Origin of the sequence: Vibrio sp. 397, assembly GCF_033339395.1 — a bacterium.
Taxonomy (GTDB): domain Bacteria; phylum Pseudomonadota; class Gammaproteobacteria; order Enterobacterales; family Vibrionaceae; genus Vibrio; species Vibrio alginolyticus.
The window spans coordinates 42,140-54,184 of the sequence record NZ_JAWOUN010000022.1 but is presented as its reverse complement, the minus strand read 5'-3'; the positions used below and the strand labels follow the sequence as shown (position 1 = coordinate 54,184).

At 46.4% G+C, this 12,045-nt stretch carries 10 protein-coding genes and 1 pseudogene; 6 read left to right on the top strand and 5 right to left on the bottom strand.

Annotated features, from left to right (window positions below; translation table 11 throughout):
* Positions 1–729 precede the first annotated feature (729 nt).
* From R7P36_RS22380 to hemC, 4 genes are read right to left on the bottom strand one after another with little or no spacing between them, the layout of a single operon-like run.
* Complete coding sequence (locus R7P36_RS22380; protein ID WP_213900076.1) at positions 730–1,911, bottom strand: heme biosynthesis protein HemY; 1,182 nt, start codon at positions 1,909–1,911, stop codon at positions 730–732.
* On the bottom strand, positions 1,911–3,122 hold the full coding sequence (locus tag R7P36_RS22375) for a uroporphyrinogen-III C-methyltransferase (protein ID WP_151514311.1): 1,212 nt from the start codon (positions 3,120–3,122) through the stop codon (positions 1,911–1,913). Before R7P36_RS22375 ends, R7P36_RS22380 begins: the two co-directional genes overlap by 1 nt.
* Before the next feature lie 17 nt (positions 3,123–3,139).
* Positions 3,140–3,868: a uroporphyrinogen-III synthase gene (locus R7P36_RS22370; RefSeq protein WP_005383386.1), complete on the bottom strand. Its 729-nt coding sequence runs from the start codon at positions 3,866–3,868 to the stop codon at positions 3,140–3,142.
* 2 nt (positions 3,869–3,870) lie between these two features.
* Positions 3,871–4,809, bottom strand: a complete 939-nt coding sequence (hemC, locus tag R7P36_RS22365; protein WP_033907277.1) for a hydroxymethylbilane synthase — start codon at positions 4,807–4,809, stop codon at positions 3,871–3,873.
* 346 nt (positions 4,810–5,155) lie between these two features.
* Between hemC and R7P36_RS22360 the strand changes: the two are divergent.
* Positions 5,156–7,683: pseudogene (locus R7P36_RS22360) on the top strand (class I adenylate cyclase).
* A gap of 69 nt (positions 7,684–7,752) precedes the next feature.
* On the opposite strand, the gene cyaY reads toward R7P36_RS22360, so the two are convergent.
* On the bottom strand, positions 7,753–8,067 hold the full coding sequence (gene cyaY / locus R7P36_RS22355) for an iron donor protein CyaY (protein ID WP_047104004.1): 315 nt from the start codon (positions 8,065–8,067) through the stop codon (positions 7,753–7,755).
* A 74-nt stretch (positions 8,068–8,141) separates the two neighbouring features.
* On the opposite strand from cyaY, the gene lptM reads away from it, so the two are divergent.
* From lptM to xerC, 5 genes are all read left to right on the top strand, one after another.
* Complete coding sequence (gene lptM, locus R7P36_RS24830) at positions 8,142–8,258, top strand: LPS translocon maturation chaperone LptM (protein ID WP_005378746.1); 117 nt, start codon at positions 8,142–8,144, stop codon at positions 8,256–8,258.
* A 61-nt stretch (positions 8,259–8,319) separates the two neighbouring features.
* Positions 8,320–9,573: a diaminopimelate decarboxylase gene (gene lysA, locus R7P36_RS22345; RefSeq protein ID WP_005378745.1), complete on the top strand. Its 1,254-nt coding sequence runs from the start codon at positions 8,320–8,322 to the stop codon at positions 9,571–9,573.
* A gap of 10 nt (positions 9,574–9,583) precedes the next feature.
* A complete protein-coding gene (dapF, locus tag R7P36_RS22340) occupies positions 9,584–10,414 on the top strand; it encodes a diaminopimelate epimerase (protein WP_005383396.1) in 831 nt (276 codons plus the stop codon).
* On the top strand, positions 10,408–11,139 hold the full coding sequence (locus R7P36_RS22335) for a DUF484 family protein (protein WP_174844528.1): 732 nt from the start codon (positions 10,408–10,410) through the stop codon (positions 11,137–11,139). Before dapF ends, R7P36_RS22335 begins: the two co-directional genes overlap by 7 nt.
* Positions 11,105–12,037, top strand: a complete 933-nt coding sequence (gene xerC / locus R7P36_RS22330; RefSeq protein ID WP_182039483.1) for a tyrosine recombinase XerC — start codon at positions 11,105–11,107, stop codon at positions 12,035–12,037. The genes R7P36_RS22335 and xerC overlap by 35 nt, the downstream gene beginning before the upstream one ends.
* Positions 12,038–12,045 lie beyond the last annotated feature (8 nt).

Genomic DNA, 12,045 nt, shown 5'->3' with positions numbered 1-12,045 from the left:
GGTTGAAAGCACCGGTCTTGAAAACCGGCATACGTTAATAGCGTATCTAGGGTTCAAATCCCTATCTCTCCGCCACTATTAAGAAGCCTCGCTAGAAATAGCGAGGCTTTTTTCATTTCCGCAGATCTTTATTACTCTATCTGTGCTTGTCAAAAATCAATTCCATATGCGATCTACTTTTCGACAAAGTAATATTGGTATCGGTATTGGTTGTGACGTTTTGATTTTTGCTAAGAAGTGCAGTTGCCTCTAAAGCTGTTCATCCTCATCACTGCATGCTGTCCCGATAAGGTTGTTGGAGATGCTGTTGAACCATCTATTGCCTTATCGTTTTCTTAAAGCACTACCATTGCTTCTCTAGCCCCTTTTACGGGAATAAGCATACTCAAATAGCCACTGTTTCACTGATGTATCTTTTTGTTTTACTCAGTCTAGCGACGCGCGTGCTCTATTGCCTAAATCTAGCTACGTCTTAAAACCATACTTCTACAGGCTAAAGTTACGTATTCCTGCATCTTTTAAAATTGTTTTGGATTCTGCTGGAATGACAGGATCAGAGTAGTCAAAAGAGAAGAGTGAAAGTGAAACGATAGTGAGTTACTAGGAAGTCGGGCACTACTTGGGAGCCAATGAATTTGATAAACATCTTGATGACCAAGGACTAAAGGGTTAGTAGCAGGCAATAAAAAAGCCGACAGTAAGCTGCCGGCTTCGTTAGGTCACCTTTAGTTAGTCATTCTGTACTAGCGTGAGAGCTTTACGAGAGACTTCGTGAGCAGCTTTGGTTAGATTTTGCTTCTCTAGTGTGTCTGCTAGGAATGCATAGTCAGAGACGTCAGAGCGAAGCTTTAAGGCGATCTCAAAGTGATCCTGGGCTTCTTGCCACTTCTCTTGACGGAAATAGAAGTGCGCTAATGCGCTATGGGCAGCGGCGTTATCCGGTTCTTTCTTCACTACTCCCTCTAAGAAGACCACGACAGAGTGGGTATCTGGCAGATTTAGATCTGGCAGTAGTTGATAAAGCTCTGGGGCTGGTTGTTTTTTTAATGCTTCTTTTAGCACGGTAAAGGCTTCTGCATCAGCTTTTCGTGTGATGAGTTCTCGAGCAAAACAGGCAATGAGGTGTGTGTCTTGTTTCACTTTACGTGAGAGGCTATTCCAATGGGAGATTAGCCCTTCGCTACCCTGTTGCTGCGCTACTTCATGGAGTAAGCCGCACTGCGCCTTTTGAATCAGCTCTGCATGTTCTTCTTCCGAGATGAGTTTTGCTTTGGTTAGTTGTGGCAAGAGGTCAATAAGAGGTTGCCACAACTTTAGCTGCATGTACGTTGTTTTCAGCAAGTTCAATACAATAGAGTTACTCGCATACTGACTTTTTAACGATTGCAAGGTATCGAAAGCGGACTCGAACTCGTTGTCGCGGATAAATTGTTTCGCTCGAGTCAGTTCTACTGCGAGATGGGCGTTCTCTTGTTGGCTCGCTAGCTCTAGATAGTGATCTCGTTTTGCTTTATCACCTTGACCTTGTGCGGCTTCAGAGGCAACTAAGTAGCAAAGCAGCGGCATATCGTGATGATTTGCCCAGCGAGTTACTTTCTTCTCAGCACCTTTCCAGTCACCTTCTAGAAGTTTAATAATGCCTTCATTGGTGTATCGGCGGGAATGGCGCATTTTGCGAACACTGAAGTAGTTCCATGTTGTAGAACTAGCATAAACTAACTTCTTAATCAGGTACTCAAGCAGAAAAAGACCTGCGAGTGCTGCGATAACGAAAACCACTAATGTCGTTACGCTCATCTCGACCGTTTTCTCGGCAATGGAGATGAGTACATAGCCTTGCTGACCAGAAAACTGGGTGCCAACAAATAGTCCTGCGCCTAGTACAACAAATAGGAAAATAAGACGAAACATTACTTATCCTCCATGCCTGTCATCGTTGTGACTTCACGACGTAGGCGTTCACGGATGACATCTGATAGTTGAGACTGACTTTGCAGTTTTGTTGGGTATTCCACTTGAATATTTTGCTGACTTAGTAGGTTAACCGTTTTGTTGAACTCTTTAACAGAATTATCGTCTTGGTTGAAGAAAGCTAATGCCCATTTGTCTGCTGTTTTTAGAGACGTGGTGTAAATTTCACCTTGCTCTTGGTACACCGCTTTTATTGCCGTTTCCAATTTGGCTTTGATGTTTTCTTTCAGGTAAAAGTGTTGCTCAGGAGAAAGCAGTGGAATGACGTTACCATCGCGCGTGCGGAAGGTAATGAAGTTTTCTGAAAAGTCCTTCAAAGAGGTCATTAAGTTATCTTGCCAGTTTGCGATATCTTCAGACACTTCAGTGTTTTCTACGGCTTCAGCTTCAGGTAGCAGTGCATTGGCGAGAGGGAGCTTGTCTACTTGCTGTTGTAGGGCAGTTAAGCGTAGTACCAATCCATCACGGTCAATCAGCGGGATAGTGCGAAGTTTGGTGATATCGTTCGCCATTGCTTTACGTAGTTTGACGAGACTAGGGTCATTCAGCGCTGCAATGCGTTGGTCTGCACTTTCCATCAGTTGAGTCGCGCTTTCTACATCGTGCTCTAAGAACAATTTACGGCCGGCTAATTTGACGAGGTAATCGGCTTCCGCCAATAGCCAGTCGTTTGGTCGACGACCTTTCACATCGGCAACGGCGAGCTGTAAGCTTTCAATGCTCTTCTGTTGCTGTCCAAGTACCACTTCCGCTTTGTGTGTCACGGTTGTTGCTTTCTCGATGGTTTCTTCTTGTACCCGGCTGAGCTCTTGCTTCATGGAAGCTTGAGTGCTTTCTAGCTGACTTTTTAGTTGGGCGATCTGCGCTTGGTAATCGGCTTGCTGTTGATGCAGCTTGTACGCGAGGCCACCGCCAAAAATAATCGATAAGATGATAGCGACCGTGCCTAGTTTGACACCGCGTTTACCTTGTTTTTCTTCAAACTCGACTTTGGTTGGCTCCGCTGTTTTTGGGGGCTCGGCCGCTTGTGGTTGCTCTTTTTTAAGGTCCGCATCCTGCTGCGATGTGCTTTTTTCGACTAGCGGTGCCGATGAGGTTTCTTCGGAAAGGTTTTTATCGTTATTTTTTTGGTCGTTATTTTTACTTGTCATGCCTATATCCTGTGTAGCTAGGGCTGGAGAGCCGCCAGTAATTCTTGGTTGGATGCGCTTCCCGTGCATCTCACGCGAGTGAACCCCCTTTGAATTGCGATGTCAGCGATACGCTGACTGGGGATATACAACTCTTGTTGATTAAGCCAAGTCAATTGCTCCGACGTCAATTGGCTGCACAAATAATCCAGTTGTTCACCACTGGTGACAATAATCTGGTTAATTTGTAGGTTTTTCCATAGTGAGATACAGCTTACTGGATCGAATGGGATGAATTCTCTCTTGTAAGTCTCACTATAGTGAACTTTTGCGCCACGCCTCACCAATGCATCTTTGATCAGCTCTCTTCCGCCGTTACCACGAAGGATAAGAACTTGTTGTTGTGCCACATTGTTGAGCTCTGGCAGTCGCAATAAGTGTTCACTATCACTGACTTGGGGATAGTGTACTTTCTGTTGGGTACATTTGCTTAAATAGTGTGCTGTTTTTTGACCAACGGCAAGGTAAATAGCTTGTTTCGGCCATGACATCCCGTTGCTGGCTAAGATTTGCTGTGCACATTGCACTGCATGTCGACTAACAGCGATAACAATTTGAGCTTGATGTAGATGTTTAGAGAGGTGCGTGTCCGTGAGATCGGCGACAATGTCGATCAGAGGATGGTGATATGCGGAAATGCCGTGCCTTTCGAGCAGAGAGCAAAGCGCGTTGCCTTGCTCTCCCGGCCGAGTGACCAACACTGCCATGGTTATTCGTGATCTGCGTACAGCTTAGTTAGGATTTCACGAGCGCCGTTATCTAGCAGCTCATTGGCTAGCTGCACTCCTAATGCTTCGCCGTCTTTACGATGGCCACGAATTTCACCACGCACAATTTCGCTGCCATCTGGTTCGCCAACTAATGCGCGTAGCCAAATGTTGTCGCCGTCTAGCAGGGCATAGCTGCCGATAGGTACCTGACAGCCGCCTTCTAGCGTAAGGTTCATTGCGCGCTCACACAAAACGCGGTCTACGGTGTCTTGGTGGTTAAGTGGCTCAAGCAGCTTAAGCAGTCTTTCATCGTCAAGGCGGCACTCAATACCGACAGCACCTTGCCCTACCGCTGGTAGTGATTGCTCTGGTTCGATAAAGCTACGAATGCGCTCTTCAAGCTTCAATCGTTTGAGGCCAGCCGCAGCAAGAATGATTGCATCATACTCACCCGCATCTAACTTACCAAGGCGAGTGCCCACATTACCGCGAAGCTCTTTGATGATGATGTCCGGACGATATTCTTTCAGTTGGCATTGACGACGCAAACTGCAAGTACCAACCACGGCACCTTGAGGGAGCTCATCAATGTGGCTATAGGTATTAGAGACGAAGGCATCACGAGGATCTTCACGCTCACAAATGGTCACGAGGCCAAGGCCTTCTGGGAAATCGACGGGCACGTCTTTCATTGAGTGAACGGCGAGGTCTGCACGTCCTTCTAGCATCGCGACTTCAAGCTCTTTTACGAACAAGCCTTTGCCGCCAACTTTTGCTAGTGGTGTATCTAAAATCACGTCACCTTTAGTCACCATGGTTACTAACTCGACTTCCAAGCCAGGGTGAGCGGCTTGAAGGGCGTCTTTAACAAAGTAAGCTTGCCATAAAGCAAGAGGGCTTTTTCGAGTTGCAATGCGAATCGGTGTGGATTGTGTCATGATCTTCTCAATGCTGTTTGGATTTGGGTTTATCCTACCATTCTCATCAAGAAATGCTTACTGTTAGTTCGTTATCTCTGAAGGCTATGAATGGAATTACATGACGTTATGAAAATAGTGTGACTGGATTCTCAATTAGACTAAGGACTATTATTAGTAATAGGTAATAAGAGCGACACTACCGCGCGATTAATTTTGTGACTAAAGTATGGTTTTGTATCCAGAGTGATACGCGGGCGTGAAGCTTTACCCGCACCAATAAAAGTGTTAAATTGATCACGTTTTTAAGCCGTTTTGGTTTAAAACGTCAGCAGATTTTCGTGATTGTTCAACCAAGGAATTCCCCTTGCAGGCTTACACCCAAAAAATCATCCAGCGACTAGATAATTTGAATCAGCAGCGAGTTGATCGCGCGCTGGCGCTTATGGATTCGCAAAGCCAGCAAGTCTTCCACTTGATTCCTGCCTTGTTGAACTACAACCATCCTGTAATTCCTGGCTATTATGATGCCGATGTCCCTTTGGTGTGCATGGGCTTGAACTAAATAGCATTCAGCAACAATTCATAGATGATATTCAACTTGCCATTGGTCAGCCGCTCAAGACGGTAGAAAAGCCCGCTATATTGGGTTTGTACACCATGGGCAGTACCTCCTCGATTGGTCAAAGTACTTCCAGTGATTTGGATATTTGGGTGTGTATCTCACCAGAGATGGATTGTGACGAACGCGAGTTATTGACCAATAAATGCTTACTCATCACGGATTGGGCACAAAGCAAAGGCGTGGAAGCGAACTTTTTCTTAATGGATAAAGAGCGCTTTAGAAGCAATCATTCTGAAGAGATGACGGGTGATAACTGTGGTTCATCTCAGCACTTACTTTTGCTAGATGAATTCTATCGTAGTGCGGTGCGTATTGCCGGACAGCGTTTGTTATGGCAAATCGTGCCGCCAGAAATGGAAGAGTGTTACGACGAGTACGTTTCTCAACTGTGCAGTGATGGTTACATCGACTGTAGTGAATGGATCGACTTTGGTAAATTGAACTGCATTCCTGCTGAAGAATACTTCGGCTCGAACTTGTGGCAGTTATACAAAAGCATCGACTCTCCCTACAAATCGGTATTAAAAGCCATCTTGCTAGAAGCTTACTCGTGGGAATACCCGCATACTCAATTGTTAAGCATCGACACTAAACGTCGTTTCTTTGCCCATGAGCCTGATCTCTATGGCATGGATGCGTACTACTTAATGTTGGAAAAAGTAACCCGTTACTTAGAGCGAATTCAAGACGATACACGTTTGGATTTGGTGCGTCGCTGTTTCTATCTCAAAACCCATGAAAAACTATCTCGTGAGCCGAATATTGGCTCAGTAGCTTGGCGTCGTGAAGCACTGAGCGATATGATTGCAAAATGGAATTGGGATGCCAGTGTCGTTGCAGAGCTCGATGACCGCCGTAATTGGAAGGTTGAACAAGTAAAGGTGGTACATCATGCATTGCTGGATGCGTTGATGCAAAGCTACCGTAACTTGATTCAATTTGCGCGTCGTAACGACATCACTTCTGCTATCAGTCCGCAAGACATCAGTATTTTGGCCCGTAAACTCTACGCTGCTTTTGAAGTATTGCCGGGCAAAGTAACGTTACTAAACCCACAGATTTCACCTGATCTGCACGAGCCTGACTTGAGCTTTATCGAAGTGAAAAAAGGGGGGGTAAACAAGTCTGGTTGGTACCTCTATAAACAACCGCTTATTGCGCACCGCATTTTGGGGCAACCATATCTAGAGCATCATGAATACTTGAGTAAGTTGGTTGCTTGGGCATTCTTCAATGGCTTGATCACTGAATCGACTCGTTTACATGCCGTGGTACGTGAAGCGCAGCTAGATATTGATAAGTTTTACCAAATGGTGAGTGACTTACGAAATACTTTTGCGTTGCGTAAGCGTCGTCCATCTATGCAGGCGCTAGCGAGTCCTTGTGAAATAAGCCAGCTTGCGATGTTCATCAACTTCGAAAATGATCCGACGTCTGAACTTTCTGGTCGTTCGTTGAAAGTGGATGTTAAGAACACCGATATTTTTAGCTTTGGTCCAGAACATAAAAATTTAGTCGGCAGTGTTGACCTTGTTTACCGTAACTCTTGGCATGAAGTGCGTACGCTGCATTTCAAAGGGGAAACGGCGATGCTGGATGCACTGAAAACCATTTTGGGCAAAATGCACCAAGATGCGTTGCCACCAGAATCAGTGGATGTGTTCTGCTATGCGAAGAACATGCGTGGTGTGATGCGTAATATGGTTTACCAGCTTTTAGCTGAATGTATCGACTTACGCTTGAAACCAGTAGAGCAAGAGAAACGTCGCCGCTTTAAAGCGATGCGTCTTGGTAACCAGACTTATGGGTTGTTCTTTGAACGTCGTGGTGTGTCGGTGCAGAAGCTAGAAAATTCCATCGATTTCTACCGCAGCATTTCTACTAACAAACTCAAAGGCTCGCCGCTGTTAATGCTCGATCGTGAGCAAGAATATCAAATGCCGGAAGCGGTGGATGGGTTTGCCAGTGAAGGTCTGGTGCAGTTCTTCTTTGAAGATAACGAAGATGGCTTCAATATTTATGTGTTGGATGAGTCAAATCAAGTAGAAGTGTATCACCAATTTAGTGGCTCCAAAGATGAAATGATTTCGTCTGTAAACAGTTTCTACACGTCGGTAAAAGACGATAGTCGCGTCGCGTCGAAGTTTATTAATTTTAACCTGCCTCAGTACTATCAAATTATTCACCCTGAAGAGGGGAATGCGTATATCATTCCTTACCGTAATGACGGTTGTTCACCGAGTCGCCCGACCAAAACTGTGAACGCGTAATTAAACCCTTATCAATAAACAAAAAGAGCACTTCGGTGCTCTTTTTGTTTTGGTGACGATTGACCAGTATTATACCCAATCAATGGCTTCGCCCGCGTGCTTTTCACACTCTTGCTTCACCATTTCAAATAGCTCCATACCCGTTTTTGAGCAGGTCCATTTACCTTCAATAAGCTTGAAGTGGAAACCACCAGATTTGGACGCTAGCCAGATCTCCTGCATCGGCTCTTGGCGATTAATGATGATTTGGCTGCGGTCTTCAAATTCCAATGTCATTACGTTGCCAGTGACTTCGTAATCAATGTCTGCGCCTGAATCATCGATGGATTCTTCGATGATTTGCATCTGCGCATCCACCAGTTGATGAAATTCAGTATCGTTCATCCGTCTATCCTATTGCTTTTCCTGAGTGTGGTGCGATTATAGGGGGCATTGATTCAATAATCACGATATGCGAAATGAAAAAATTAGTTACTGTGTTGTTTGTGATGGTTGCCGCGACCTTAGCGGGGTGTGGTCAGTCTGGCTCACTATACATTCCAGATGACACTCAACAGAATGAGCAATCACAATAAATAACCGCACCTTAGGGTGAAATTAGGGTTCAGCAGTCGAATAAAATAAGGGAAGCGAATTTTGGATTACTTCAACTATCAGGATGATGGCCAGCTTTGGGCCGAAGACGTCCCACTTCAAGCTCTTGCAGAGCAATATGGCACTCCTCTTTACGTATATTCTCGAGCCACGCTAGAGCGCCATTGGAAGGCGTTTGATAGTGCTGTGGGTCAGCATCCTCACCTGGTTTGCTACGCGGTGAAAGCCAACTCAAACTTAGGCGTATTGAACACGCTAGCGCGTTTGGGATCGGGTTTTGACATCGTGTCGGGTGGTGAACTTGAGCGTGTGATTGCCGCAGGCGGTGATCCGAAAAAAGTCGTTTTCTCTGGTGTTGGTAAAACACCGGCAGAGATGAAGCGCGCTCTTGAGCTAGGTATCAAATGTTTCAACGTTGAATCTGAGCCAGAGCTAGAACGTTTGAACAAGGTTGCGGGTGAGCTTGGTGTGATTGCGCCAATTTCTCTGCGTATCAATCCAGATGTCGACGCGAAAACACACCCTTACATTTCGACTGGTCTTCGCGACAATAAATTCGGCATTGCGTTTGATCGTGCGCCAGATGTTTATAAATTCGCGCAAAGCCTGCCGAACTTGAATGTGCAAGGCATCGACTGCCACATTGGTTCTCAGCTGACCAATATAGACCCATTTATCGACGCGACAGACCGTTTATTAGCCCTGATTGATGATTTAAAAGCGCAAGGCATTAACATTCGTCACCTTGATGTCGGCGGCGGTTTGGGTGTGGTCTATCGTGATGAATTACCACCTCAGCCTTCTGATTACGCCAAAGCGTTACTAGGCCGTCTTGAAAATCACCAAGACTTGGAGCTGATCTTTGAGCCAGGCCGTGCAATTGCTGCGAACGCAGGTATCTTGCTAACGCGTGTTGAGTTTTTAAAACATACTGAGCATAAAAACTTTGCGATTATCGACGCTGCAATGAACGACTTGATGCGTCCTGCGCTATACCAAGCATGGCAAGATATTGTGCCAGTTTCACCGCGAAAGGGTGAAGCACAGACTTACGACTTAGTTGGTCCTATTTGTGAAACCGGCGACTTCTTGGGTAAAGATCGCGCACTCGTTTTGCAAGAAGGTGATCTACTCGCGGTTCGTTCAGCAGGTGCCTATGGTTTTGTGATGTCTTCGAACTACAATACTCGTACCCGAGCGGCAGAAGTGATGGTGGACGGTAAACAAAGCCACTTAGTTCGCCAGCGTGAGGAGCTGACCAGTTTGTGGCAGCTGGAACAGATTCTACCGGAGTAACACACAACAAATGCATTTCCACTTTTCCAAAATGCACGGTTTGGGCAACGACTTCATGGTCGTCGACTGTATTACCCAGAACGTGTTTTTCTCGCAAGACCTGATCCGCCGCTTGGCGGATCGTCATACTGGCGTTGGTTTTGACCAATTGCTTGTGGTAGAGGCCCCTTACGACCCTGAAACCGACTTCCATTATCGGATTTTTAATGCCGATGGTAGTGAAGTTGAACAGTGTGGTAACGGTGCACGCTGTTTTGCCCGCTTTGTTCGCTTGAAGGGGCTGACCAATAAATACAGCATCAGCGTGAGCACCAAGAAAGGAAAGATGATTCTCAACATCGAAGATGATGGGGAAGTGACGGTCAACATGGGCGTGCCAGAGTTTGAACCGAACAAAATTCCTTTCAAAGCGAAGCAAAAAGAGAAAACTTACATCATGCGAGCAGGCGACAATACCTTGTTTTGTGGTGCTGTGAGCATGGGTAACCCGCACGTAGTGACCGTGGTCGACGATGTGGATACGGCAGAAGTGGAAACTCTCGGTCCGCTGCTTGAGTCGCATGAGCGTTTCCCAGAGCGCGTCAACGCTGGCTTTATGCAGGTGGTGAGTCGTGACCATATTCGTCTTCGAGTTTACGAGCGAGGCGCAGGAGAAACACAGGCTTGTGGTAGTGGTGCATGCGCGGCAGTCGCGGTTGGGATTCTGCAGGGCTTGTTGGATGAAAACGTTAAGGTTTCTCTACCTGGTGGTGAATTGCGAATTGCATGGCAAGGCCCTGGCAAGCCGTTGTTTATGACCGGACCTACAACGCATGTATTTGATGGTCAATTGTCTTGCTAGTTGAAGAAAAAGGAAACGGTTTGTCTCAAGTAGAAACAGATGCCTTAACGGCTGAAGTAGTGGCCGAGTACCTCAAAGATCATCCAGACTTTTTTGTGCAACGTCCGGAGCTTGTGGATCGTTTATCTTTCCCACACTCAGACTTAGGCGCGGTATCTTTGGTACACATCCAAATGAATCGCCAACGTCAGCGCATTGAAGAGTTAGAGGAAGAGATCACTACACTAATGTCGCTTGCGGCGAACAATGATCGCACCTTTTACGAATTTATGGATTTGCAGGGGCAGATTCTAAAGTGTGGTGACTTTAAACAAGTCATTCATTCTATCGAAGATAAAGCCAAAGCATTGGGCTTACGTGCGTTTGTTCGATTGTTTAGTCAATGCGACGCATCGATTCAATTGAGTAAGGAAAGTTATCAACGCTTTGCGACCACTCACTTAAATGGCAAAGATGCGTACTTAGGACGTCTTCGCAAAGTGGATCGTGAAGCTTTGTTTGGCAACATGGAAGTGCCGGAAATGGGGTCCTATGTGGTACTGCCGCTCGTGAAACAGCAAACACTGGGCGTGCTTGCTTTTTCTAGTGAAGATGGCGGCCATTTTCAGCCAGATATGGATACCTTGTTTTTGCGTCACCTATCATTAGTAGTGGCACATCTCGCTCAAACACTGGTATGGCAAAGTTACGATGACGACAACTCCCAACATTCCTCTGCCAAATAGTCTGCAAAAGCCTCTTGAGCGCTTCTATGAATTCTTACGAAGCGAAAAGGGGCTTAGCCTACATACTCAGCGCAATTACAAACAGCAGCTAGAAACAATGGCGCAGCACTTAGCTGAAATGGGGCTCAAAGATTGGTCTCAAGTGGATGCTGGTTGGGTGCGCCAATTAGCAGGTAAGGGCATGCGAGAAGGCATGAAAGCCAGCAGTTTGGCAACGCGCCTCTCATCGCTGCGTAGCTTTTTCGATTTCCTTATTCTGCGTGGCGAGATGTCGGCTAACCCAGCCAAAGGGGTTTCAGCACCTCGCAAAAAACGCCCGTTGCCCAAAAACCTCGATGTTGACGAAGTGAGCCAATTACTTGAAGTCAACGAGGACGACCCGCTGGCTGTGCGCGATCGCGCCATGATGGAGCTGATGTATGGCGCCGGCTTACGTTTGGCTGAACTGGTGGGTGTGGATGTACGTGACGTACAACTGCGTAGTGGTGAGCTTCGTGTTATTGGTAAAGGCGATAAAGAACGTAAAGTGCCGTTCTCTGGGATGGCAACCGAGTGGGTCGGGAAGTGGTTACGCGTTCGTGGTGATTTAGCCGCTCCAGGTGAGCCCGCCTTGTTTGTGTCTAAGCTTGGAACGCGTATTTCGCATCGTAGCGTGCAAAAGCGCATGGCTGAATGGGGGCAGAAACAGTCTGTCGCAAGCCATATTAGTCCGCATAAATTGCGTCACTCATTTGCGACACATATGCTCGAATCAAGCAATAACTTACGTGCGGTGCAGGAGCTTTTAGGGCACGAGAACATTTCGACGACCCAAATCTACACGCACTTGGATTTCCAACATTTGGCGCAAGCCTACGACCAAGCCCACCCACGCGCACGTAAAAAGAACGGGGAGTGAGCCGAAGT

Bases quoted from the DNA above. Each gene is read 5' to 3' on its own strand.
- R7P36_RS22370 (WP_005383386.1), bottom strand. From the start codon at position 3,868: ATGGCAGTGTTGGTCACTCGGCCGGGAGAGCAAGGCAACGCGCTTTGC.
- R7P36_RS22380 (WP_213900076.1), bottom strand. From the start codon at position 1,911: ATGTTTCGTCTTATTTTCCTATTTGTTGTACTAGGCGCAGGACTATTT.
- cyaY (WP_047104004.1), bottom strand. From the start codon at position 8,067: ATGAACGATACTGAATTTCATCAACTGGTGGATGCGCAGATGCAAATC.
- R7P36_RS22375 (WP_151514311.1), bottom strand. From the start codon at position 3,122: ATGACAAGTAAAAATAACGACCAAAAAAATAACGATAAAAACCTTTCC.
- dapF (WP_005383396.1), top strand. From the start codon at position 9,584: ATGCATTTCCACTTTTCCAAAATGCACGGTTTGGGCAACGACTTCATG.
- lptM (WP_005378746.1), top strand. From the start codon at position 8,142: ATGAAAAAATTAGTTACTGTGTTGTTTGTGATGGTTGCCGCGACCTTA.
- xerC (WP_182039483.1), top strand. From the start codon at position 11,105: ATGACGACAACTCCCAACATTCCTCTGCCAAATAGTCTGCAAAAGCCT.
- hemC (WP_033907277.1), bottom strand. From the start codon at position 4,809: ATGACACAATCCACACCGATTCGCATTGCAACTCGAAAAAGCCCTCTT.